The sequence below is a fragment of the Micromonospora rifamycinica genome, from assembly GCF_900090265.1.
Classification (GTDB): Bacteria; Actinomycetota; Actinomycetes; order Mycobacteriales; family Micromonosporaceae; genus Micromonospora; species Micromonospora rifamycinica.
In genome coordinates, this window is sequence record NZ_LT607752.1 from 1,095,735 (window position 1) to 1,118,228 (window position 22,494).

The 22,494-nt window shown below is 73.7% G+C and carries 21 protein-coding genes; 4 read left to right on the forward strand and 17 right to left on the reverse strand.

Annotated elements, in window-relative coordinates:
• Nucleotides 1-3 precede the first annotated feature (3 nt).
• Together GA0070623_RS04635 and GA0070623_RS04640 are read right to left on the reverse strand one after the other, a co-directional pair.
• A complete protein-coding gene (locus GA0070623_RS04635; RefSeq protein ID WP_407937965.1) occupies nt 4-876 on the reverse strand; it encodes a M15 family metallopeptidase in 873 nt (290 codons plus the stop codon).
• Nucleotides 873-2,102: a D-alanyl-D-alanine carboxypeptidase family protein gene (locus GA0070623_RS04640; RefSeq protein WP_067313044.1), complete on the reverse strand. Its 1,230-nt coding sequence runs from the start codon at nt 2,100-2,102 to the stop codon at nt 873-875. Before GA0070623_RS04640 ends, GA0070623_RS04635 begins: the two co-directional genes overlap by 4 nt.
• A 227-nt stretch (nt 2,103-2,329) precedes the next feature.
• Here GA0070623_RS04640 and GA0070623_RS04645 point away from each other — a divergent pair, with 227 nt between their 5' ends.
• Nucleotides 2,330-2,560, forward strand: coding sequence for a hypothetical protein (locus GA0070623_RS04645; protein ID WP_067313066.1), 231 nt, complete (start codon nt 2,330-2,332; stop codon nt 2,558-2,560).
• Nucleotides 2,561-2,653: 93 nt separating this feature from the next.
• On the opposite strand, the gene GA0070623_RS04650 is transcribed toward GA0070623_RS04645, so the two are convergent.
• Nucleotides 2,654-3,433, reverse strand: coding sequence for a peptidylprolyl isomerase (locus tag GA0070623_RS04650; protein ID WP_084261506.1), 780 nt, complete (start codon nt 3,431-3,433; stop codon nt 2,654-2,656).
• 94 nt (nt 3,434-3,527) lie between these two features.
• Nucleotides 3,528-4,760 carry a D-alanyl-D-alanine carboxypeptidase family protein gene (locus GA0070623_RS04655; RefSeq protein WP_067313043.1) on the reverse strand — a complete coding sequence of 411 codons (1,233 nt, stop codon included), beginning with the start codon at nt 4,758-4,760 and terminating at the stop codon, nt 3,528-3,530.
• Nucleotides 4,761-5,137: 377 nt separating this feature from the next.
• Here GA0070623_RS04655 and GA0070623_RS04660 point away from each other — a divergent pair, with 377 nt between their 5' ends.
• A complete protein-coding gene (locus tag GA0070623_RS04660) occupies nt 5,138-6,346 on the forward strand; it encodes a hypothetical protein (protein WP_089003909.1) in 1,209 nt (402 codons plus the stop codon).
• 56 nt (nt 6,347-6,402) lie between these two features.
• Here the strand turns inward: GA0070623_RS04660 and GA0070623_RS04665 are convergent, their stop codons facing one another.
• On the reverse strand, nt 6,403-7,122 hold the full coding sequence (locus GA0070623_RS04665) for a MerR family transcriptional regulator (protein WP_197700046.1): 720 nt from the start codon (nt 7,120-7,122) through the stop codon (nt 6,403-6,405).
• A gap of 116 nt (nt 7,123-7,238) precedes the next feature.
• Here GA0070623_RS04665 and GA0070623_RS04670 point away from each other — a divergent pair, with 116 nt between their 5' ends.
• Nucleotides 7,239-9,515, forward strand: coding sequence for an ATP-binding cassette domain-containing protein (locus tag GA0070623_RS04670; RefSeq protein WP_067313037.1), 2,277 nt, complete (start codon nt 7,239-7,241; stop codon nt 9,513-9,515).
• A 9-nt stretch (nt 9,516-9,524) separates the two neighbouring features.
• Here the strand turns inward: GA0070623_RS04670 and GA0070623_RS04675 are convergent, their stop codons facing one another.
• The 7 genes from GA0070623_RS04675 to GA0070623_RS04705 form a co-directional block, all read right to left on the reverse strand.
• Nucleotides 9,525-9,947: a protein-tyrosine phosphatase family protein gene (locus GA0070623_RS04675; protein ID WP_067313034.1), complete on the reverse strand. Its 423-nt coding sequence runs from the start codon at nt 9,945-9,947 to the stop codon at nt 9,525-9,527.
• Nucleotides 9,948-10,219: 272 nt separating this feature from the next.
• Nucleotides 10,220-10,804 (reverse strand): hypothetical protein, encoded by a 585-nt coding sequence (locus GA0070623_RS04680; protein ID WP_089003910.1) that lies wholly within the window; start codon nt 10,802-10,804, stop codon nt 10,220-10,222.
• Nucleotides 10,805-11,244: 440 nt separating this feature from the next.
• A complete protein-coding gene (locus tag GA0070623_RS04685; protein ID WP_067310347.1) occupies nt 11,245-11,556 on the reverse strand; it encodes a MazG-like family protein in 312 nt (103 codons plus the stop codon).
• A 79-nt stretch (nt 11,557-11,635) separates the two neighbouring features.
• On the reverse strand, nt 11,636-12,265 hold the full coding sequence (locus tag GA0070623_RS04690) for a hypothetical protein (protein ID WP_067310349.1): 630 nt from the start codon (nt 12,263-12,265) through the stop codon (nt 11,636-11,638).
• Nucleotides 12,266-12,277: 12 nt separating this feature from the next.
• A complete protein-coding gene (locus GA0070623_RS04695; RefSeq protein WP_067310351.1) occupies nt 12,278-14,062 on the reverse strand; it encodes a DUF4012 domain-containing protein in 1,785 nt (594 codons plus the stop codon).
• Between the two features lie 105 nt (nt 14,063-14,167).
• Complete coding sequence (locus tag GA0070623_RS04700; protein WP_067310398.1) at nt 14,168-15,391, reverse strand: glycosyltransferase family 4 protein; 1,224 nt, start codon at nt 15,389-15,391, stop codon at nt 14,168-14,170.
• Between the two features lie 85 nt (nt 15,392-15,476).
• Nucleotides 15,477-16,928 carry a polysaccharide biosynthesis tyrosine autokinase gene (locus GA0070623_RS04705; protein WP_067310352.1) on the reverse strand — a complete coding sequence of 484 codons (1,452 nt, stop codon included), beginning with the start codon at nt 16,926-16,928 and terminating at the stop codon, nt 15,477-15,479.
• 191 nt (nt 16,929-17,119) lie between these two features.
• On the opposite strand from GA0070623_RS04705, the gene GA0070623_RS04710 reads away from it, so the two are divergent.
• Nucleotides 17,120-19,009, forward strand: a complete 1,890-nt coding sequence (locus tag GA0070623_RS04710; RefSeq protein ID WP_084261392.1) for a nucleoside-diphosphate sugar epimerase/dehydratase — start codon at nt 17,120-17,122, stop codon at nt 19,007-19,009.
• A gap of 49 nt (nt 19,010-19,058) precedes the next feature.
• Here GA0070623_RS04710 and GA0070623_RS04715 read toward each other — a convergent pair whose 3' ends face one another.
• The 5 genes from GA0070623_RS04715 to egtC all read right to left on the reverse strand — a co-directional run bounded on the left by GA0070623_RS04715 (nt 19,059) and on the right by egtC (nt 22,484).
• The gene (locus GA0070623_RS04715) at nt 19,059-19,262 is read right to left on the reverse strand and encodes a hypothetical protein (RefSeq protein ID WP_067310354.1); all 204 of its coding nucleotides are present in this window, start codon (nt 19,260-19,262) and stop codon (nt 19,059-19,061) included.
• A gap of 102 nt (nt 19,263-19,364) precedes the next feature.
• Nucleotides 19,365-19,742: a DUF1622 domain-containing protein gene (locus GA0070623_RS04720; protein WP_197700047.1), complete on the reverse strand. Its 378-nt coding sequence runs from the start codon at nt 19,740-19,742 to the stop codon at nt 19,365-19,367.
• 39 nt (nt 19,743-19,781) lie between these two features.
• Nucleotides 19,782-20,369, reverse strand: a complete 588-nt coding sequence (locus GA0070623_RS04725) for a TMEM165/GDT1 family protein (protein ID WP_089003911.1) — start codon at nt 20,367-20,369, stop codon at nt 19,782-19,784.
• 304 nt (nt 20,370-20,673) lie between these two features.
• Nucleotides 20,674-21,645 carry an L-histidine N(alpha)-methyltransferase gene (gene egtD, locus GA0070623_RS04730; RefSeq protein WP_067310364.1) on the reverse strand — a complete coding sequence of 324 codons (972 nt, stop codon included), beginning with the start codon at nt 21,643-21,645 and terminating at the stop codon, nt 20,674-20,676.
• Between the two features lie 98 nt (nt 21,646-21,743).
• Nucleotides 21,744-22,484, reverse strand: coding sequence for an ergothioneine biosynthesis protein EgtC (egtC, locus tag GA0070623_RS04735; protein WP_067310367.1), 741 nt, complete (start codon nt 22,482-22,484; stop codon nt 21,744-21,746).
• Nucleotides 22,485-22,494 lie beyond the last annotated feature (10 nt).

Below are 22,494 nucleotides of genomic sequence, written 5' to 3' on the forward strand. Positions count from 1 at the left end.
GCGTCAGCGGGGCAGGGACGACCGCGCCACCGGGAAGTCGAAGTAGGTGTCCGGGTAGGGCTCGTCGGCGTACCGGTAGTGCCACCACTCCCGGTCGTAGTTGACGAAACCCTGCTGCGTCATCAGGCTTTCCAGCAGCTGCCGGTGGGTCCGGGCGGTGCCGGTGACCCGGGCGTCGGCGGTGTGCGCGAGCGGGTCGAAGCAGTCGAAGCCGGTGCCCATGTCGAGGCTGCCGTCGGCGAACCGCCGGTCGGCCGGGTCGGTGCAGGCCACCAGCGGCTGACCCGGGGCGTACGAGGCGCGCGGCGGGGCCGGACGGGGTTCCAGGGTCAGGTCGAGGGTGCTGCCCCGGCTGTGCGCGGTGGGTGCGCCGAGGTAGCCGTCGGCGAACAGCCGTGACTTGGCCACCCGGGGATAGAACTCCGCTTTCGTCTGCTGCGCGGCGGGGTCCTTCGCCCACCGGACGAACTCGTCGGCGGCGCGCTGCGGGCGGTAGCAGTCGTACACCCGCAGGCTGAGCCGTTGGGCGCGGGCGGCGTCCTGCACCCGGCGCAGCGCCTCGGCAGCGGTACGGGTGAGCAGGCACAACGGCTCGTCGTAGCCGTCCACCGGGCGGCCGACGAAGTTGTGCGGGCCGGCGTACCGGATGTCCACGACGATGCTCGGGTCGACCTCGGACAGCAGCACCACGTCGGCCGGCGCACGCGGCCCGGTCGGGGTGGACAGGGCGGTCGGGGTGGGCGGCGTGGTCGGGGTAGGCAGGGCGGCGTCCGGCACCGGCTGCGGCGGCCGGTCGCAGCCCACCGCCACGGTCAGCACCGCGACGACCAGCAACCCGACCAGCACCCCCCGGAGGCGGTGCGCGCCGGGTCTCACCGTCGGCGGCGTCCGTCGTGGGGTCGGTGCCGCAGGGCGAACAGCAGCCCGGCGAGCCCGGCCACGACGGCCGCCAGGGAGACCGCGACCAGCGGACGTGACCAGGGGTGACCCGGCGGGTCGAGCCGGCCCGGACCACCGGCGGCGGCCAGCGGGGGCGGGGGGACGGCGGTCGCGGACGGGCCGGCGGTCAGCTCACCGGGGTTGACCAGGCGACCCACGGCCGCGCCCCGGGGCACCCCGAAGCCCCAGTCGAGCAGGGCCGCCCCCTGCTCCCAGCCCCGCTTGTCGACGACCTCCGCACCGAGCAGGGTGACCACCAGCCGTCGTCCGCCGCGTTCGGCGGCCCCGACGTAGGTGTGCCGGGCCAGGTCCGTGTAGCCGGTCTTCCCGCCCAGCGCCCCCGGGTAGCGGTAGAGCAGCTGGTTGTCGTTCTCGATCGGAAAGGCCTTCTCGCCCAGCGCCGGCTGGGCCGGGATCGTCACCTCCCGGGTGGTGTCGTAACGGCGGAAGGTGGCGTCGGCGAAGCAGGCCCGGGCGATCAGCGCCAGGTCGTACGCGCTGGTGAACTGGCCCGGCCCGTCCAGCCCGGAGGGGGTCACCGCGTGGGTCTGCAACGCGCCGAGGTGCCGGGCGTGCGCGTTCATCGCCTGCAGTCCGCCGGGCAGCCCGTCGGGGCCGCCGCCGAGTCGGGCCAGTGCGTTGGCCGCCTCGTTGCCGGACTTGAGCAGCAGGCCCAGCCAGAGCGTCTCGATCCGGTAGCGGCCGCCCTCGGCGAACCCCACGGCGGAGCTGCCGGGCTCGATGTCGAGGTCGCCGGCAGTGAGGGTGACCACCTGTCGGGGGTCGAGTGTCGGCAGCACGGTGGCGGCGAGCAGCAGCTTCTGCACGCTGGCCGGGGTGCCGTACTCGTGCGGGCCGCAGCCGCCGAGCACGTCGCCGCTGTCCAGGTCGGCGACCAGCCAGGAGGTGGCCTGCACGGCGGGCGGCACGCGCGTCCCGGTCGGCCGTACCTGCGCCCTGGTGGCCAGGGCGGGGCCGCCGACCGTGCGGGCGGCGGGATCCGCGCGCGGCGGCACCGGTCGGGGTGGCCGGGACGCCGCCGGCACGGGCGCGCACGGGCCGGTGGTCACCGCCCCGACGGCGGCGACGGCACCGGTGGGCACGCCGACCGGCGACAGCAGGAGGGCGGCGATGGCAACCGCGGTACGTCCCCGAACTCTCACGCTGACGAACGTAGTGATGCCGGGTCCGGCGATCCGGTGATCCGGCGAATTCCACCCGGCGGAGCGGGCCGGGTCGGTAGCATGCCGCCTCCGGCGCGGTGAATTTGCCGGTCAGCGCGGGTCGAGGCGGCAGGGGACGCGCCCGTCGGTCAGCCGGCCGGCGACGGGGAGGTGTCGACCACCGTCCATGGGGGTAGCGGAGGGTAGGACCGGTGAAGGAGGAGACCATGACCGACCCCCGTTACGCTCCGCTCGGCCTCGCGGTCGGCGGTGACCTGGTCGACGTCGACGACGTCGACACCCGTCCCGTGGTGGGCGCGGACGACGCCCGCGCCGACGCCGCCCGCGCCGGGGCGGAGGTGGACCTGTCCCACGCCGACCGGGACGGCGACGGCGTGCCGGTCGGTGCGGCCGACGCGGACGCCGACCGGGCCCGCGCGGCGGGCGAGGAGGGCTGACCTGCGGGCGGGGGCGAGTGGTCGCCCCCGCCCGTCAGGTGCGCCGGCCCGACGGGCCGGACCGCTCGGTGGCTCGGGGCCGGGCCGGACCGCTCAGCGGCCCCGGATGGCGCGGTGGATCTGCACCGGCAGGGCCGGAGCGCCGTCCACCGGGGCCGGGTCCTCCGGGGTGGGCGCGATGCCACCGGCGGCGATCCGGTCCAGGGTGGCCAGCCCGGCGGCGTCGATGCTGCCGAACACGGTGTAGTTGGGTCGCAGCGCCGAATCCGACTGGACCAGGAAGAACTGGCTGCCGTTGGTGTCCGGCCCGGCGTTGGCCATGGCGAGCGTGCCCCGGGCGTAGAGCCGCCGGACCCCGGTGGGGTCGGTCGGCGCGGGCGGCAGGTCGGTGGGCAGCTCGTCGCGGTAGCGGTAGCCCGGCCCGCCCTCACCGGTGCCGGACGGGTCGCCGCACTGGAGCACCTTCAGCGTCGGGTAGGCGGTCAACCGGTGGCAGGGGGTCCAGTCGTAGAACCGGTGCCGGGCCAGGTGCAGGAAGCTCTGCACGGTGCACGGGGCCTGCTCCCGGTCCAGGGTCAGGCCGATCGGCCCCTGGCTGGTGCGCAGGGTGACCCGGACCGTGCCGTGGTCCGGCGTCCGGCGCGGGTCGGGCGGCAGCGGCACCGGCCGGGCCGGCGGCTCGTCGGGGGTGGACGTGTACGCGCACGGGCCCTTGGTGGTCCGGGCGACGACCGGCCCGTCGGCGGGCGCGGCGACGGCGGCCGTACCACCGGCGACGACCAGCGTCGCCGAGGCCAGCGCCACCCCGGCGAGGCGGGCCAGCCGGCCGTGGGGGCGCGAGGCGGCGGCGGACGGTCGGGGTTCACTCGACACTGTGGGTCCTCCTGGACTCGTGGTACCGGAGAGACGGGGACACCCGCGGAAGCGGGTGGTACCGGAACGACCGGAGTCTATGGACGGACGGCTGTCAGTCCCAGGCGACGCGCCGCCGGACCCGCCGCCGGCTCCGGCGGCGGCGGATGACGAGCAGCACGGCCAGCACCCCGACCAGTCCCGCGACGCCACCGACCACCACGCCACCGGGCGGGTGCGGTGCGCCCACCGGCGGGCGGGCGGGCTCCGGGGCGGCGACCACCCGGGCGGGCGGCGACGCCGACGCGCTGGCGGCGGTCACCTCACCGGGGTCGACCAGCCGGCCCACCGAGGCGTCCCGGGGCAGGCCGAAACCCCAGTCGAGGAGCCGCGCCCCCTGCTCCCAGCCGCGCACCGGGCGGGCCTCCGCGCCGAGCAGGGTCACCACCAACCGTCGACCACCACGTTCGGCGGCCCCGACGTAGGTGTGCCGGGCCAGGTCCGTGAAGCCGGTCTTGCCGCCCAGCGCACCGGGGTACCGGTAGATCAACTGGTTCTCGTTCTGGATCTGGAAGCCGGGTTTACGCAACGCCGGCTGGGCCGGTATCTGGGTCCGCTCGGTCAACGCGTACCGGCGGAAGGTGGGGTCGGCGAAGCAGACCCGGGCGATCAACGCCAGGTCGTACGCGCTGGTGAACTGGCCCGGCCCGTCCAGCCCGGACGGGGTCACCGCGTGGGTCTGCCCCGCACCGAGGCGGCGTGCCTCGGCGTTCATCTCGCGTACCCCGGCTGACGCGCTGCCCGCGCCGAGGCGGGCCAGCAGGTTCGCCGCGTCGTTGCCGGACTGGAGCAGCAGGCCGAGCCAGGCGGTCTCGACCGGGTAGCGACCACCGACGAGCAGGCCCACCGCCGAGCTGCCCGGCTCGATGTCCAGGTCCGCGCGGGTCACCGTGACCACCTGCTTCGGGTTCAGCCGGGGCATCATGGTGGCGGCCAGCAGCAGCTTCTGCACGCTGGCCGGGGTGCCGTACTCGTGCGGGCCGCAACCGCCGAGGACCGCCCCGGTGTCCAGGTCGGCGACGAGCCAGGAGGCCGCGGTGACCGGGGGCGGCGTGGGCACGCCGGGCGGCACGGTCAGGCCCGGGGTGGCCAGTGCCTCGCCCCCCACCGCCTGCTGCGCGGGCACCGCCGGGGGCGGCACGGGCCGGGGCGGTCGGGTCACCTTCGGCGCGGGCAGCTTCGGGCACGGCACGACGGCGGCGCGGGCCGCCCCCGCAGGGACCGGGGCGGGCGTGCCCGCGGTGAGGAGGACGGCCGCGACGGCGGCGGCCACGACCCGGGCTCTCATGGAGAGGCACCCTACCGATGCGGGACGCCCGTGCCCCGGGGCCCGCCCGACCGGCCACCGCCGGCCCGTCCCGCCGAGAGGGCCGCCGCGGTGGCACTGGATCACCAATCGATTACCCAGGGTGGGGAAAAATGCCGCCCAGGGCCGCCCCTGGAAGCGTTTCCACCGACTCTGACCTGGCCTTTCTCTCCATCGCCACGCAGCGCGACGAGAGGCTCACGAAACCTCTTGAACGATCTCCGTGCGGTCGCCGTATCCATCGCCGCAAGGACGGATCGGGGCAGCCCCAGCGCCGCGGTCCTCGGGTGAACCCAGCCACCGTCGGGGCCCGGACGCGACACTCGTCGACGGCCCGCCGGAGATCAGAGGAGAGGTACATGGCCAGGCCAATGCGGAAGAATTCCGTCCTCAAGCTCGGCGGAGTCGGCGCCCTGGCGGTGCTGCTCCTGGGTGGCGGTCTGCAGCTCGCCTCCGCCGCCGAGAACACCGGCAGCAGCGCCGCGCAGACCGTGAACTGCCCCACGGTACGGGACAAGCTGCCGGCCATTCCGGCGGCCGCCGCCGCCGGGGTGGAGCGGGAACTGGCCAACCTGGACGAGGAGATCGCCCGGCAGAACGAGCGGCTGGCCAAGCAGGCCGCCAACCCGCAGGGCGGCGCGAACTTCATCAACAACGCCATCCTCGGCCCACTGAAGAGCAAGCGCGTCGCGGTGCTGGACCGCATCGAGATCAACTTCAACCGGGTCGGCGCCCAACGGCCCAACCTCGACAGCCTCGCCACCTGCGGGCTGAACGCCCCGGGCGTCGCCAGCGCGTTGAACAGCTCCGTCAAGGCCGGCAACGCCGCGACGGGCGGGAACAACACCACGGCCGCCGCCCAGACGGTGAACTGCCCGACGCCGCAGATCCCCGCCGTACCGGCCGCCGCCGCCGCGAACGTCCAGGCCGAACTGGCCAACCTCGACAAGCAGATCAGCGAGGCCAACGCCCGCCTCGCCCAGCAGGCCGCCAACCCCCAGGGCGGCGCGAACTTCATCAACAACGCCATCCTCGGCCCACTGAAGGACAAGCGCCAGGCCGCCCTCGACCGCATCGAGATCGCCTTCAACCGGGTCGGCGCCCAGCGCCCCAACCTCGACAACTTCGCCGCCTGCGGCCTGAACGGCGCAGGCGCGGGCAACGCCGGAGCCGGTAACGCCGGTGCGGGCAACGCCGGAGCCGGTAACGCCGGTGCGGGCAACGCCGGAGCCGGTAACGCGGGCGCGGGCAACGCCGGTGCGGGCAACGCCGGGGCCGCCCGGACGGTGAACTGCCCGACGCCGCAGATCCCCGCCGTACCGGCCGCCGCCGCCGCGAACGTCCAGGCCGAACTGGCCAACCTCGACAAGCAGATCAGCGAGGCCAACGCCCGCCTCGCCCAGCAGGCCGCCAACCCCCAGGGCGGCGCGAACTTCATCAACAACGCCATCCTCGGCCCACTGAAGGACAAGCGCCAGGCCGCCCTCGACCGCATCGAGATCGCCTTCAACCGGGTCGGCGCCCAGCGCCCCAACCTCGACAACTTCGCCGCCTGCGGCCTGAACTGACCCCCCGCCCACGAGCGGCCCGGCGGACCATCCGCCGGGCCGCTCGGCGTTCCCGGTCAGCCCTCGTCGACCGGCCCGGTCTCGGCCAGGTAGTCGTACAGTGCGGCGGAGGCCCGCAGCCGGCACAGGCTGCGGCGGTGCAGTTCCTGCTCCCGCCGGGCCAGCTCCGCCCGGACCCGGTCCGGTCGGCCCGTGCTGCGCAGCTCGTCGAGGACCGCGGTGACGATGTCGAACGGATAGCCACCCCGGCGTAGCAGCGCGACCACCTGGGCCGCCCGCCACTCGGCCGGGTCGTACACCCGGTAACCGGTGCCCCGCTGCCGGTGCGGCCGGAGCAGCCCGCGCTGCTCCCAGAGGCGCAGCTGCGAGGTACGCACGCCGAGTCGGGCGGCCACCACACCGATCCGGGCGTCCCGGCGGGGCGCCGCCGCCACCGGACTGCCCAGCACCGTCTCGAAGGCCCCCAGCACCCGGGCGATCTCGGCCCGCTCGCGGTCCAGCTCGGCGTGCCCGGCGTCGAGCGCGGCGAGCGCCGCCGGCAACTCGCCCCGGTGCACCGCGGCCAGCACCTCCCGGGTACGCGACCAGCCGTGCCCCTCGGCCATCCGGCGGGCCACCGCGAGCGCCCGTACGTGGTGTCCGGTGAGCATCCGGTAACCGCTCGCGGTGCGCCCGGCCGGCGGCAGCACCCCGTCGGCCAGGTAGTTGCGCACCTGCTGGGTGGAGATCCCTGCGCTCGCCGCGACGTCGACCATCCGCCACCGTCGCTCCGCCACCCGTCCACCCTAGTGGTTGTTCCGTGGTTTGAGACTTTCCACCCGAGTCGCCCCGGGCCGGAGCTCTTGCAGTCGACGAAAGTCCCTACAGGATCATGAATGAGAAAATTCAAGGTATGGAGCACTCAACCCAGCCCGCCGCCGACCGCCACGACGTGATCGAGGTCCGGGGCGCCCGGGAGAACAACCTGACCGGGGTGTCCGTCGACATCCCCAAGCGGCGGCTCACCGTCTTCACCGGCGTCTCCGGCTCGGGCAAGTCGTCCCTGGTGTTCGGTACCGTCGCCGCCGAGTCCCGCCGGCTGATCAACGAGACGTACAGCGCCTTCCTCCAGTCGTTCATGCCGACGCTGTCCCGCCCCGACGTCGACTCGCTGCGGAACCTGACCCCGGCGATCGTGGTCGACCAGGAGCGGATGGGGGCGAACTCCCGCTCCACCGTGGGCACCGCGACCGACGCGTACGCGATGCTCCGGATTCTGTTCAGCCGGCTCGGCGAACCGCACGTGGGCGGGGCCGGGGCGTTCAGTTTCAACCTCGCCGAGGGGATGTGCCCGACCTGCGAGGGGCTGGGCCGGGTCTCCGACCTGGACGTGTCGGCCATGGTGGACGTGGAGCGCTCGCTCAACGACGGGGCGATCCTGGTCCCGAACTTCGCCGTCGACTCCTGGTACTGGCAGATCATGGCCGGTTCCGGCCTGTTCGACCCGGACGTCAAGCTCCAGGACTTCACCGAGCAGCAGTGGGCGGACCTCCTGCACAAGCCGGCCACGAAGATCAAGGTGGGGAACAGCACCTGGACCTACGAGGGGCTGGCGGTGAAGGTCCGCCGGCTCTACCTGACCAAGGAACGGGACTCCATGCAGGCGCAGCACCGCGCCTTCGTGGAGCGGGCGGTCACCCTGAAGACCTGCACCGCCTGCGGTGGTGCCCGGCTCAACGCGGCGGCGCTGTCGTCACGGATCGCCGGACGCACCATCGCCGAGTGCGCGGCCCTGCAGATCAGCGACCTGGCGCGGATGATCGGCGGGATCGACGCCCCGTCGGTCGCGCCCCTGGTGGCCGACCTGCGCAACTGCCTGGACTCGCTGGTGGAGATCGGCCTGGGCTACCTCAGCCTGGACCGGGAGTCGGGCACCCTCTCCGGCGGCGAGGCGCAGCGGGTCAAGATGGTCCGCCACCTCGGCTCCAGCCTCTCCGACGTGACCTACGTCTTCGACGAACCGACGGTGGGGCTGCACCCGCACGACATCGCCCGGATGAACGACCTGCTGCGGCAGCTGCGGGACAAGGGCAACACGGTGCTGGTCGTGGAGCACAAGCCGGAGACGATCGCGATCGCCGACCAGGTGGTCGACCTCGGCCCGGGTGCCGGATCCGCGGGCGGTCGGATCTGTTACACCGGCGATGTCGCCGGACTGCGGCGCTCCGGCACGCTGACCGGCCGGCACCTCGACCACCGGGTGGCCCTGCGCCCGGCCGTCCGGCAGCCCACCGGCCACCTGGCGATCCGGGGTGCCGACCTGCACAACCTGCGCGACGTCGACGTCGACCTGCCGCTCGGGGTGCTCACCGTGGTCACCGGGGTGGCGGGGTCGGGCAAGAGTTCGCTGATCCACGGGTCGCTGCCCCGCCGGGACGGGGTCGTGGTGGTCGACCAGTCCCCCATCCGGGGCTCCCGGCGCAGCAACCCGGCCACCTGGACCGGGCTGCTCGACCCGATCCGCACCGCGTTCGCCCGCGCCAACGGGGTGAAGGCGGCGCTGTTCAGCGCCAACTCCGAGGGGGCCTGCCCGACCTGCAAGGGGATCGGGCTGGTCTACACCGACCTGGCGACGATGGCCGCCGTCGCCACCGTCTGCGAGGCGTGCGAGGGGCGGCGCTACACCCGCGAGGTGCTGGGGTACACGCTGCGCGGCCGGAACATCAGCGAGGTGCTCGGCATGTCGATGACCGAGGCGCGGGACTTCTTCCCCTCCGGGCCGGCCCGGGTCGTGCTGGACCGCCTCGCCGAGGTCGGTCTCGGCTACCTGACCCTGGGGCAGCCGCTCACCACGCTCTCCGGTGGGGAACGCCAACGGCTCAAGCTGGCCGTGCACATGGCGGAGAAGGCCGGCACCTACGTGCTGGACGAGCCGACCAGCGGCCTGCACCTGGCCGACGTGGATCAACTGCTCGCGCTGCTGGACCGCCTGGTCGACGCGGGCAACACGGTGGTCGTCATCGAGCACCACCAGGCGGTGATGGCGCACGCGGACTGGATCATCGACCTCGGCCCCGGGGCCGGTCACGACGGCGGGCGGATCGTCTTCACCGGCACCCCCGCCGACCTGGTCGCACGGGGCGACACCCTGACCGCCCGTCACCTGCGCGAGTACGTCGCCCGCCGGTAGCCGGCCCGGTCAGGGGGTGGGGAGCCGCTGCAGCCAGGCCCGCTGCCAGGGGGTCTCCACGGCCTTCGGGTGGTAGTGGTCGCGCACCCAGCGCACCGCCTGCCGGGCCGGCAGCCCGTCGAGGACCGCCAGGGCGGCCAGGGCGGTGCCGGTCCGGCCGATCCCGCCCCGGCAGGCCACCTCCACCCGCCGGCCGTCGTGCGCGCCGCGCAGCGCCTCACGCAGGGCGTCCAGGGCGTCCGCGCGGTCGAGCGGCAGCCAGAAGTCCGGCCACCGGATGCGCCGGTACGGCCAGTCGGGGGTCGGTCCCGGCGCCAGGATCAGGGCGAAGTCGGCGGGCGACACCACGTCGGCGACCCGCCGGCCGCGAACGGTCACGCCACTGGGCAACGTCACCACACCGGGAGAGCTGGACCAGTCCACACCGGTCATTCTGCCCGGTACGCACACAGCGCGCCGCCCCCGACCCGGCCGGGTCGGGGGCGGCGCGTGTCGACGTGCGGGTCGCCTCTCGGCGCGTGGCGCAACGCGGCTCCAGCCGGACGGAACTCCGCGAGGGCTGTTCAGATGAGGCCCGGGGACACCGAACACATCGACACCCCGCACAACACCGTGCCCGGCGGGCGCCTTCCCCGCACCGCGGTGACCCCGGTCACCCTCCCCACCCGACGGAGCGGGCGGGGAGAGGTGCGGGCGCGGCGGGGTCAGCTGTTCCAGTGTTCGGCGACGAGGTCGGCGGCCTGCTGTTCCCACTGGGCGTAGTGGTCGGGGTAGGCGGAGACCTGGACGGTCTGGGCGGCCTTGGTCAGGGGCATGTCCTGCCAGCCGTCGACCTGCTTGAGGCCCTTGAGGAACGCGGTGGTGGCGTACTCGGGGTCGGTGATCTGCTCGACGGTGCCCCAGCCGGAGGAGGGGCGCTGTTGGAACAGGCCCTGGGAGTCGTGGTCGTTGCGGTCGCCGAGGTGGCCGAGGTTCTCCAGCTTCGATTCCTGTAGGGCGGTGGCGATGGACACGACGGCGGCGCGTTCGTCCATGCCGGTCTTCTTGGTGGCGGCGATGATGGCCTTGACGTTGGCGGTCTGCTCGTCGTCGAGGTCGATGCGGGACTGCTCGCCCTGCACACCGTGCGGGATGAGCTTGTCCTTCGCGGGCTTGTCGGCCTGGACGGTCGTGGTGCCGGCGGTGGGGGTGGTGGCGTGGGCGTGGGTGGTGGGGCCGGCGAGGATGCCGCCGGTGAAGGCGAGGCCGGCGATGCCGAGGGCGGTCTTGCGCAGGATGGTGGTGTTCATGGGGGGCTCCTTCGGGGGTCGACACCCTGGCTCCCGGCCGGCGGGGGTCGGGGTGCGCCGGTCCGGGGGGACTGGCGCGGCGGGTGTGGGCACCACGTCGGGCGCTCGTGCGGGGGGTGGGGTGCGGGGGTGCGGCGGGGCCTGCCCGGGGGCGGCCTCTCGTGCCGAGTCAGGTGTAACGACCGGCGGCCCCGGGTCATTCCACCGGGGGCGGCGGGACCTGCCAGGCGGGGGTGGGACCTGCCGGGTTGGGGATCCGCCGGCTGGGGAGCCGCCGGCGGGGGTGCTGCTGCGGTCGTACGCAGGGTGTAACGCCGTCGACCCGGCCGGGATTCCGACCCGTAGGTGCCGCCGGTCACGGCGATCCGGTCAGACCACACCACATCCGACATTCGGCGCGGGATCCCCGGGGCACACCGCCCGTCGGACCACCGCAGGGGTCACCGGGCGATCCGGGACTCGACCTTCGCCGCGCAGGCGGTCACCACCGACCGGGCGTCCAGCCCCAGGCTCTCGATGGCGACCAGGGCGGTGAAGACCACGTCGGCCAACTCGGCGGCCACCTCCTCGTGGCTGTGCGTCACGCCCTTGCGGGGGTTCTGGCCGAGGACGCCGATCCACGCCCCGGCCGCCTCGCCGGCCTCCTCGCTGAGCTTGAGGATCCGGCAGGTCAGCTCGGTCTGGTCGGTGCCGTTGGCGGCGTCCAGCCAGGCACGGGCCGCACGGGCCGCGTTCCAGATCAGCTCGTCCATGCGCCCAGTCAACCGGACGCGGGTGCCCGCCGGCCCCAGCGGGGCCGGCGGGCACCTTCGCGTACCGGAGTGATCCGGGTCAGCGGGTCATGCCGAACCGGTGGCGACGCCGCCACCCGAAGGCGGTCAGCATCAGCACGACACCGGCGCCGACCAGCCCGCCGCCGACCTTCAGCGGCGTGCTCAGGTTGTCACCGGTGACCGGCAGGTGCGGGTGCTTCTTCTTCGGCAGCACGGTGATCGTCGTGCTGGCCGTACGACCCGAGGTACGCCCGGTCGCGGTGAAGGTGAGCCGCCCGACGTCGCTCGGCCGGTAGCTCACGGTGAAGTTGCCGTTCGCGTCGGTCTGCGCCGTGAAGTGCCGCGGCGCGGGCTGCGGCTGCGAATAGTCCACCTTCACCATCGCGACGGTGGTGCCGTCGCTGCGTCGGGCCGGCGCCTGCCCCGGCACGGCCGCGGCGAGGGGCGCCACGGTGACGTCGATGTCGACGATCTCGTTCGGCCCGAAGCCGGTGCCGGTGAGCACCACGGTCTCGCCGAGGAAGATGGTCGTCGGGTTGGCCGTCAGCGAGGGCGTGACGGGTGGGTACGGTGGCGGCTGCGGCGTGCTGTCGGCGGGTGGCTGCGGCTGAGCAGCCCCCGCGGCGGTCGGCACGGCCACGATGGCCAGACCGACCGTCAGCGCCATGAGAATGCGGGATAGCCGCATGATGGTCTCCTCCTACTGTTTGCAGCTAGGTGCGGGAACTACTTGGGTGGTCCATGGGGTGGCGGTCGGTGTGTGCCAGATGTCGGGGGTTCCGGCGGTGTTCCTGCTGGTCAGCAGGTCCACGTCGAGGGTTCGGGTGGCGTTGGGCGCGACGTCGACGGTCGCGATGGCGACCTGGCGGCGTCGTTCGGTCCCGCTGCCCAGCGAGATCGGTTTCCCGTCCAGCCGGGCGCCGAGGACCGTGCCGCCGGCCGGGCTGTAGATGGACACCAGGGTCCGGGCGGTGTACGGGTCGTCGGCCCTGGCCAGACCGAGCACCGACTTGCTGAGCCCGCTGTCGGGGGCCGAGGAGTGCAGGGTGAAGCGCAACCGGAGTTGCCGCCGCCCCTCGTCGGCGCAGTCACCCATGGTGAGGGTGGCCGCCGGCCGCAGGTAGTAGCCGAGCTTGGCGCCGCTGCCGTCGTTGAGGAAGACCCCGACGGTCGGTGCGGCCTCCTGTTCGGGAAGCACGCCGGCGAGCCGGGTGTCGTGGAACGTCCGCTGCTCCTCAGATCGGGCACTCCAGAACAATATCCGCCGTTCAGTGATGGAGCGGTCTAAAGCCGACAAAAGCCCTCTAGGGTTGACCTTCTTGGTGAGGAAGGCGTCGAAGACGGCGGACGCCGAGGCGGCGAAGAAGGCGTCCTGTCCGCTGTCGTCCCGCCCCTGATAGGCATCACTGAGCAGGGTGCGGACCACCTGACTGCTGACCAGGGTGGCGTCGCCCGGCACCCGCACCGGGCCGGTGGCCTGGAGCAGGTACGAGAGCATCACCGGGTCGACGGCCAGCACCCCGTCGACGGTCGCGCCGCTGTGCCGTCGGTACATCTCCCGGTAGAGCTTCGCGGCGGTCGGGAAGTGCGGTGTGAGGTTGACGTCGGCGGGATAGATGCCGGGCAGGTCGGTGTAGATGCGGCGCACCTCCTCGGCCACCGGCAGGGCGGGGGTGAAACGACCGAACTGGGCGCTGGTGCCCTGCTCCCGTAGCCGGATCCGCCCGTCGTCGGCATGGATCACCGCGTACGCGCCGAACATGCCGCCGGTGGCCCGCAGCTCGGCGAGGTTCTGCGAGAGCAGCAGGTAGCTGCGCGGTCCGTCCGCCCCGAGCAGGGCGGGCAGCACCCGGGCACCCCGTTGCGCCGCGCCGGTCAAGCCGGCCAGCCGGTCGATCTCGGTGCGCAGTTCGCCCAGCGCGGTGCGGAGCTGGCTGACCAGATCCTCGGCGGGTACCGCGTCGAGACCGACCCGGGACCTGCGGACGGCGGCGTCCGCCTCCGTCAGGCCCGCCGAGGCGGCCTGCAACCGGGCCAGGTCGAGCCGCCCCTGGGTCGGCACCAGGGTGGCCAGGTCGGTGCGGAGCAGGACCGGGAAGGCGTTCCGGGCGAGGTCGTCGATGGCGACCGCGATGCTCCGTACCGCCGCCACGTCGTCCCCGGCGTACGGGGCGTGCCGGGCGACCCACCAGCCGGGGTCGCCGGTGGCGGCCCGCGCCGCGCCGGCCTGCTCCTGCAACGCCGCCAGCGTGCGCTGGGCGCGGTCCAGGTCGCCGGCCAGCACCTGGGTGCTCAGCTCCCGGGCCAGCCCGGCCGCGTTGACCAGGTGCGCCCGCGCCTGCCAGCCACGGAACCCCACCCATCCCGCAGCGCCGAGCAGCACGGCCGTGACGACCAGGCCGACCAGCAGGACGCGACGGACCCGCCGCCGGGTCCGCCGGCGCAGCCGGCGTCGACCACGTCGTGACCCATGGCTCTCTGCCACGCCACACTCCGCTCCTACTTCGGGGGAAATGACCGTTCATGAGGTTTCTAGCACGAATGTCGGTGCTCTAGATTGATAACAGGTTCTTTGCCGCTTTAAGTCGGTTTACCGGGCACGATCCGGCCGGCCGGCGGTCGCCGCGACGTGGGTCAGCAGCGTCTCGATCCGGTCCACCCCGGCCCCCAGCGACATCTCCCGCAGGTACGTCTCCCGCCCCCGCCGGCCCATCTCCGCCCGCGCCGGTGGCGGGATCGTGGTGGCCAGCCAGAACCGGTCGGCCAGCGCGGCCCAGTCCTCCGGCGGGCAGGAGAGCCCGGCCCGGGCCCGCTCCACCAGCGCCGCGGTGTCACCCCCGGCCGAGGCCACCAGCGGCGCGGCGCAGGCCAGCGCGGACTGCACCTTGCTCGGCACCGTCCCGCGCAGCTCCGGAAGATCACGCAGGGTAACCAGCTGGTAGTCGGCGGCGGCGTACAGCTCGGGCATGTCGGTCGGCGAGCGCCGCTCCAGGAAACGGACGTTGCCGGCCCCCAGCTCCCCGGCGAGCCCCCGGACCCGCCGCTCCTGCGCGCCGGAGCCGACCAGCACCAGATCCATCCGGTCGTCGAGCGCCGCCGCCGCGCGGACCGCGGTCTCCAGCCCCTGGCGTACGCCGATCGTCCCGGCGTGCATGACCACGCAGCGGGCGTCCCGGCGTACCAGCTCCCAGGCGGCCCGGCCGGGGCGCACCGGTTGGAAGATCCGCTCGTCGGTCCAGTTGAGTACGGTGTGCACCCGCTCACCGGCGACCCCGTCGGCGAGCACCAGGTCCCGCATGGACGGTGCGGTGACCGCCAACGCATCGGCGGCGCGCAGCACCCGGCGCATCGTGGTGGCGACCCGGCCCTGCCCGTCCTCCCCGGCGGCCCCCTCCCCGGTCCAGAGGTCCTGCACGTGCAGGACCGTCGGCACCCGGCCGAGCAGCCGCAGCAACCCGGCCGTGGCGAAGGTGGTGGCGGGGAGCTGGAAGACGTACAGCACGTCGACGTCGGCCAGGTAGCGCCGTCCCACCAGGGCGGCGCTGCCCGCGAAGGAGAGATAGCCGGCCATCCGGGCGGCGGGTGAGGCGTCCCCACCGGCGTACCGCGGCACCCGGCGCACGGTCAACCGCTCGCTGCGGGTCAGGTGCCGCCAGCGCTGCCGCCAGCCCGGGTAGACGTGACCACCGGGATAGTCCGGGAACCCGGTCAGCACCCGGACCTCGTGCCCCCGACGGGCCAGCTCCTCGGCCAGGCTGCCGGGGATGAAGGCCGGTTCCGGCGGGAAGTGGTAGGACAGGATCCCGATCCTCATCGCCACCCGCTCCCCCGCCCCGCCGCCGACGCCCCACCCCACCGGGTGGTGGACCGGACGTCGGCGACGGAAACCGCGACGGCACTCACTGGGACAGCCGGGTGAGTTCCTGCGTCCGGTCCTCGACGGGGTGCAGGTCCTGGTCGCCGCGGTGGGCGGCGGCGCGGTCCGCCGGGACGGACGGCGTGGTGGTGGCCACCCGGTACGCCTCGTACTGGTAGGCGTCGACCCGGGCCACCTTCGCCATGTTGAGCACACAGCCGAGCAGCCGCACCGACACCGAGTGCAGGGAGCGGGCCGCCGCGGCGACCTGCGCCCGCGAGGTGCGGCCCTGCTGCGTGACCAGCAACGCGCCGTCGGCCTGCACGGCCACCACCACGCCGTCGGTGACGGCCAGCAGCGGCGCGGTGTCGATCACGACGATGTCGGCGGACTCGCGGAGCGCCAGCAGCAGATCCGCCATCGCCTTCGCACCGAGCAGCTCGCTGGGGTTCGGCGGGGTCGACCCGCTGGGCAGCACCAGCAGAGACTTGTCGCCCCAGCGTTGCACCACGTCACCGACCTGGACGTCGCCCACGAGCACGTCGGTCAGGCCGATCCCGCCGTCGATGCCGAGGTAGTCGGCGACCTTCGGGCGACGCAGGTCGGCGTCGACGAGCAGCACCCGCCAGCCCGCCTCGGCCAGGGCGATCGCCAGGTTGCAGGAGAGCGTGGTCTTCCCCTCGCCTTGCAACGCGCTGGTCACCGCGATCACCCGGGCCGGTTCGTGCACGTCCACGAACCGCAGGTTGGTCCGCAGCTTGCGGACCGCCTCCGCGCGGGCGGAGGTCGCCGCCTCGCCGACGATCAACGGCTTCGCCTTGGCGGCCACGTCGAACGGGATGTCGCCGAGCAGCGGGCTGCCGGTGGCCCGTTGCAGCCCGGCGGCGTCCCGCAGCCGGACGTCGACCATGCCGCGCAGCACCGCCAGGGCCGCGCCGAGCAGCAGCCCGACCAGCACCCCGAGGGCGATGTTGCGGTTCGGCTGCGGGGCGACCGGGCTGGCGCTGACCCGGGGGCCACCGACCACCTCGAGCCGGGTGGGGCCGGCCTTGCCGTCCGAGGTGGTCTCGATCTTCTGGACCAGCTCGACGAACTTCGCCGACAGAACCTCCGTCGTCTTCAGGGCGCGGGCCTGGTCGGTGTCGGTGACGTTGGCGCGCAGCAGCACGGTGCCGGTCTCGGTCGAGGTGGCCACCCGGTGCTGGATGTCGTCGGCGGTGAGACCGAGAGAGTTGTCGGCGACCATGGCCTGCGCCAGGCGGTCGCTGCGCAGCAGGTCGGCGTAGGACTTCACGCGCTGCTGGAGGAAGAGCTCGCCCTGGTAGGCGTTGGTGACGCCCTGGCTGGGGGCGGTGACGAAGAAGGTCACGGACGCCATGTACCGCGGCGGCGTACGGACCGTGACCAGGGCCGCGGCACCGACCGTGAGCATCAGGGTGACCAGGACGATCCACCAGTGTCGGCGGACCAGGCGCAGGCAGGTACGGACGTCCATCACGCCCTCCGTTCCGGCGGCGGAACGGCTAGCCGGTGAAAAAGCACGAAGTCTCCCTAGGTTCTGATAAGCACATGAGAGTATCTAAACCCTGCAAGTAGCCCGTTAAGCGGCAAACGCAATGTATACGATCGAAACCTCGTGCTCACGGTGAATCATCTCAATAACGGGACAAAACGTAGAGGACGCCCATGGATCACACCGACCCCCTCAACGACTCCATCACCCGACGCGACTGGGTCACCCGGCGTGCGAAGACCCTGTCCTTGCTAACGCTCGACACCGCCTCCTGGTGCGCGGGTTTCCTGGTCGCGTCCTGGGCCCGGTACGAATTCGGCATCACGCCGCGCCAGTGCGCGTCGGCCCTCGGCGCCGCCGGAGTCTGCGCCGTCGTCCACGCGGCGCTCGAACAGGTCCGCTTCACCGCCCGGGGTCGGCACCCGGTCGGCAGCGTCGGTGACGCACGCGACCTGGGCGGGATCGTGCTGATGACCGCGGTGGTCGCCCTGGCCGCGCTGCTGCCGATGACCGACCGACCGGTCCCGGCCAGCGTCCCGGTCCTCGGCGCGGCCGTCGCGCTGCTGGCGATGGGCGGCGGCCGGGTCTTCTACCGGTGGCGCCGCGACCGGGACGCCCGACCGGCCCGCTCGGCCGACCGGACGCTCATCTACGGGGTGGACGCGGCCAGCGAACGCCTGATCCGGGTGCTGCTCGGCGACCCCGCCAGCGGCTACCTGCCGGTCGGCCTGCTCGACGACGACCCGGAGCGGCAGGGGCTACGGGTGGCCGGGCTACGGGTGCTCGGCGGCCGCAACGAGCTGACCCAGGCGGTCCGGCGTACCCGGGCCAGCACGGTGATCTTCTCGATCAACGGCTCGGACGCCGCGCTGATGCGGGACGTCCGCAGCCGCACCCTCCAGTCGGGTGCGGCGTTCAAGGTGCTGCCTCCCGTCCGGGAGCTGCTGGACCGCCCGGTCACCGCCGACGCCGTCCGCGACCTGCAGCTCACCGACCTGCTCGGACGCGCCCAGCGGGTCGCCGAACTGACCGTGGAGCGCAGTGGCCTGGCCGGACGCCGGGTGCTGGTCACCGGGGCCGGTGGGTCGATCGGCTCGGAGCTGTGCCGGCAGATCGCCCGCTGCGACCCGGGAGAGCTGATGATGCTGGACCGGGACGAGTCCGCCCTGCACGCCCTGCAGATGTCCCTGCACGGCCGGGCCCTGCTGGACGGCCCGGAGCTGATCCTCGCCGACATCCGCGACGCCGACGCCATCACCCGGATCATCGCCGAACGGCAGCCCGACATCGTCTTCCACGCCGCCGCCCTCAAGCACCTCACCCTGCTGCAACGGCACCCGGGCGAGGCGATCAAGACGAACATCCAGGGCACCGTGAACGTGCTGGAGGCGTGCCGTGACGTCGCCGAGTTCGTGAACATCTCCACCGACAAGGCGGCCAACCCGATCAGCGTGCTCGGCTACTCCAAGCGGATCACCGAGCGGCTGACCGCGCACTACGCCGACCGGTACGGCGGCGCGTTCCTCAGCGTCCGGTTCGGCAACGTGCTCAGCAGCCGGGGTTCCGTGCTCACCGCCTTCCAGGCCCAGGTCCGGGCCGGGCTCCCGATCACCGTGACCCACCCGGACGTGACCCGGTACTTCATGACCCTCCAGGAGGCGGTGCACCTGGTCCTCCAGGCCGCCGTCGTCGGCCGGGGCGGCGAGGCGCTGGTGCTGGACATGGGCGAGCCGGTGCGGATCGCCGAGGTGGCCCAGCGCCTGGCCGCCGAAGCACCGAAGCCACCCGAGATCGTCTTCACCGGCCTGCGCCCCGGGGAGAAGCTGCACGAGGACCTGTTCGGCGTCGACGAGATCGACAGCCGCCCGCTGCACCCGCTCATCTCCCACGTCCGGGTGCCCCCGCTGGCCCCCGCGGAACTGGCCGGACTCGACCCGTACGGGGAGCCGGAGGAGCTGGTCAAGCGGCTGGCGGCATGCTGCGACCGCAGCCGTGCCCGGCTCGACGACGCCGCCCGGCCCGACGACGCCGCCCGGCTCTCGGCGCTGCCGGCGCCGCGCTGACCGGGCCGTCCGCCCGGCACCCCGTGCGGGGGCGCCGGGCGGACGCTGGTCACCGGCCGCGCCGCGGCGCGGGATCCCGCCCGTCCGGTTCCGTCTCCTGCAGTGCCTCGGCGACCGGCTCGGTCAGGTCGTCCCCCGGCACCGCCACCGCCTCGGCCCGGTCCTGCTCGTCGGGGCGGGCGTCCGCCGGGGTCTGCGGGGCGGTCGCCCCGCCCGCGAAGCCGTACTCGTTCGGCTCGTCGTGTCGCCGCATAGCGGGATCCTTCCCGTCACGTCCGGTTCGTGCCCTGCTCGCCCCGGTGGGGGCCTGGTTGTCTTACCCCCCGCCGGGGGTCGGTAGTCGGCGGGGGGACGGTCACCGCGGATCGCCGGTGCCCCCGGCCGCCCCGGCATGGAGCTGCCGTCGCTCGTGGCTGATCTCCCTGCGGAGCACGACGTTCAGGGCGGTCCGGATGGTGGCGATCGCCGCCAGCTGACCGAGCTGGGCGAAGCTCGGCGACACCGCGGTACGCAGGATGTCCGCCGCGAGCTGGAACTCCAGGCCGAGGGTCAGGAACCGGCCGAGGGAGAGCCGGATCGGGGTGAACACGGCGGCGCTGCGGTGCCTGAGCCCTTCGACCACGCACCGCAGCGCCGCCCAGAGCGCACCGGCGACGATGGTCGCCGCGCCGAGCGCCTCCACCACCCCCACCGCGACCAGGTCACCGTGCCGCAGCAGCTCGTCCAGCCTCACCGCGGGGCGTTACCCGCCCCCGGACCCGCTAGTCGGTGCTCAGGACAGTTCCCGCACCGCCTCCAGGATCAGCCACAGACCGCAGACGGCGAAGAGCACCGCGGCGCCGTACCGGATGGTCCGCTCCGGCAGGTGCCGGCCGAGCAGCCGGCCGACCAGGATGGCCAGCGCGTCGGCGGCCACCATGCCCAGCGTCGAGCCGAGCCAGGTGCCGAACCAGCCGTACTTGGTGGCCAGGGTGATCGTCGCGAGCATCGTCTTGTCGCCCAGCTCGGCCAGGAAGAACGCCACGCCCACGGCGAAGACGGCCGACTTGCCGGTCTTCTCCGCCTTGCGCTTCTCCTCCTCGGTGAGCTTGTCCCCGCGCAGCGTCCAGACCCCGAAGCCGAGGAACGCCAGACCGGCGACGAGGGAGATCCACCCGGTCGGCAACGCGGCGTTCAGGCCCACCCCGATCGCCACTGAGGCCAGGTGCACGATCGCGGTGGCGACGGTGATGCCGATCAGCACCGGGACCGTCCGGAACCGGGTGGCGAACGTGAGCGCCATCAGCTGGGACTTGTCCCCCAGCTCGGCGACGAAGATGACGCCGAAGCTGACCACCAGCGCGACGAGAAAACCGTCCATGAGAACCTTCCCGATCAGGCCGGGAAGAGGTATGGGGCGCCCTCGACCCGGCTGCGACAGCCTGAGTCGAAGGTCTCGCCCGCCCCATCCGGGGATGGGGCCGCGTGGCCGGGTGCGGAACGCACCAGTGTGTCGACCACGACATTGGGGGCTACTCCCCTTCGCGTCCGCCAGCCTAGCCGACCGGCCCGCCGCCCCGGGGCCGGGGTGCGCGGCGTCACCCCCACCCGCCGGCGGGCCGGGTGCGCGGCGTCACCCGACCCACCGGCGGGCCGGTCGGGTGACGCCCACCGGCCGGCGTGGCTCAACAGGCCCGCGCCAACGTCACCCCGAACAGGCCGTCGGGGTCGGTCCAGAACTCTGCCGGCACGAAGCCGGCCGCCGTCAGCTCGGCCGCGATCCCCTCCGGCCGGAACTTCGCCGACACCTCGGTACGCAGCTCCTCCCCCTCGGCGAAGTCGACACTCAGCCCGAGCGCCGCGATCCGCACCCGCATCGCACGGCCGGCCCGCAGCCGCATCTCGATCCACTCCCGGGCCGGATCCCAGACCGCGACGTGGGCGAACGCGGCCGGGTCGAAGTCGGCGGCCAGCTCCCGGTTGACCACCCGGAGCACGTTGCGGTTGAACTCGGCGGTGACCCCGGCGGCGTCGTCGTAGGCCGGCACGAGCACCGCCGGGTCCTTGACCAGGTCGGTGCCGACGAGCAGGTGGTCGTCCGGCTCCAGGGCCGCGCGCATCGCCGCCAGGAAGCCGGCCCGCTCGGCCGGCAGCAGGTTGCCGATGGTGCCGCCCAGGAAGGCCACCAACCGCCGGCCGCCGGTCGGCAACCGGTCCAGCTGCCGGGTGAAGTCACCGACGATGCCGCGTACCCGCAACGCCGGGTAGTCGGCGGCGATCTGCGCGGTGGACTGCCGCAGCGCGCTCACCGACACGTCCAGCGGCACGAAGGTGCCCAGCCCGCCCTGCCGGGTGAACGCGTCCAGCAGCAGCCGGGTCTTCTCCGACGAACCGGAGCCCAGCTCGATCAGCGTCTTCGCCCCGGTCGACGCCGCGACGTCGGCCGCCCGGGCGGCGAGCACCGCCCGTTCCGCCCGGGTCGGGTAGTACTCCGGCAGCCGGGTGATCTCCTCGAACAACTCGCTGCCCCGGGCGTCGTAGAACCACTTCGGTGGCAGCCACTTCGGATCGGCGGTCAGCCCGTCCCGCACGTCGGACCGCAGTGCCCGGTCGAGGTCCCGCTCCTCCAGGTAGATCTCCAGCGGTTCCGCGCTCATCAGTTCCCCTCTCCTGCGCCGACATCGTCCCGTTCCGTCCGGTCATTCCAGTGCGCCGAGGCGCGCCCGGTCACCTTCGAGCGCCGAGGCGCGCCCGGTCACCCCAGTGCGCCGAGGCGCACGCCGTCCGGCCCGGCCCGTACCCACCGCCCGTCCGGTACCTCCCGCCATTCGGGCGCGTCGTCCACCGGCTCGGAGGCCAGCAGCACCGCCCCGGAGGTGACCCGCACCGACAACGCGTGGTCCCACACGCTCGCCACCACCGACACCCCGTCGGTGAGCAGCAGGTTCAACCGGGAACCCGGTGCCGCGGCGGCCACCTCCCGTACCGTCGCGGTGACCGCCTCGTCCATCGACGCGCCGGCCCGCAGCCGGTGCCGGACCAGCGCCCACAGCAGCGCCGAGTCGGTCGGCGCGTCGAGGGTGAGCAGGTCCCGCACCGGCAGTGCACCGGCCGGCCCGAGCACCGAGTCCGGCCAGCCGCGCACCACCCCGTTGTGGCTGAACAGCCACCGCCCCTCGGCGAAGGGCGCGGCGGCGCTCTCCTGCACCGGCATGCCGGCCGTGCCGGAGCGCACCGCCGCCAGCACCGCGCCGGCGGTGGTCACCGCGGCCAGCTCGGGCAGGGTCGGATCGGACCAGATCGGACCCGCCCGCCGGTACCGCACCGGGGTCGCGGTGCCGGGATACCAACCGACGCCGAAGCCGTCCGCGTTGACCGTCCCGCCGCCCCGCATGTCCCGCGGCGCCCAGGACTGCCGCACCAGCGAGTGCGGCGGGTCGTAGAGCAGCGCCCGCAGGGTCACCGCAGGTCCGAGGTACGCCAGGTGCCGGCACATCAGGCGCCTC

What these genes read in the sequence shown, in the direction of transcription:
- GA0070623_RS04645 (WP_067313066.1), top strand. Translation starts at nt 2,330, where the DNA reads ATGACCGACCCCCGTTACGCTCCGCTCGGCCTCGCGGTCGGCGGTGAC.
- GA0070623_RS04655 (WP_067313043.1), bottom strand. Translation starts at nt 4,760, where the DNA reads ATGAGAGCCCGGGTCGTGGCCGCCGCCGTCGCGGCCGTCCTCCTCACC.
- GA0070623_RS04660 (WP_089003909.1), top strand. Translation starts at nt 5,138, where the DNA reads ATGGCCAGGCCAATGCGGAAGAATTCCGTCCTCAAGCTCGGCGGAGTC.
- GA0070623_RS04670 (WP_067313037.1), top strand. Translation starts at nt 7,239, where the DNA reads ATGGAGCACTCAACCCAGCCCGCCGCCGACCGCCACGACGTGATCGAG.
- GA0070623_RS04675 (WP_067313034.1), bottom strand. Translation starts at nt 9,947, where the DNA reads ATGACCGGTGTGGACTGGTCCAGCTCTCCCGGTGTGGTGACGTTGCCC.
- GA0070623_RS04680 (WP_089003910.1), bottom strand. Translation starts at nt 10,804, where the DNA reads ATGAACACCACCATCCTGCGCAAGACCGCCCTCGGCATCGCCGGCCTC.
- GA0070623_RS04685 (WP_067310347.1), bottom strand. Translation starts at nt 11,556, where the DNA reads ATGGACGAGCTGATCTGGAACGCGGCCCGTGCGGCCCGTGCCTGGCTG.
- GA0070623_RS04690 (WP_067310349.1), bottom strand. Translation starts at nt 12,265, where the DNA reads ATGCGGCTATCCCGCATTCTCATGGCGCTGACGGTCGGTCTGGCCATC.
- GA0070623_RS04700 (WP_067310398.1), bottom strand. Translation starts at nt 15,391, where the DNA reads ATGAGGATCGGGATCCTGTCCTACCACTTCCCGCCGGAACCGGCCTTC.
- GA0070623_RS04705 (WP_067310352.1), bottom strand. Translation starts at nt 16,928, where the DNA reads ATGGACGTCCGTACCTGCCTGCGCCTGGTCCGCCGACACTGGTGGATC.
- GA0070623_RS04710 (WP_084261392.1), top strand. Translation starts at nt 17,120, where the DNA reads ATGGATCACACCGACCCCCTCAACGACTCCATCACCCGACGCGACTGG.
- GA0070623_RS04715 (WP_067310354.1), bottom strand. Translation starts at nt 19,262, where the DNA reads ATGCGGCGACACGACGAGCCGAACGAGTACGGCTTCGCGGGCGGGGCG.
- GA0070623_RS04725 (WP_089003911.1), bottom strand. Translation starts at nt 20,369, where the DNA reads ATGGACGGTTTTCTCGTCGCGCTGGTGGTCAGCTTCGGCGTCATCTTC.
- egtD (WP_067310364.1), bottom strand. Translation starts at nt 21,645, where the DNA reads ATGAGCGCGGAACCGCTGGAGATCTACCTGGAGGAGCGGGACCTCGAC.
- egtC (WP_067310367.1), bottom strand. Translation starts at nt 22,484, where the DNA reads ATGTGCCGGCACCTGGCGTACCTCGGACCTGCGGTGACCCTGCGGGCG.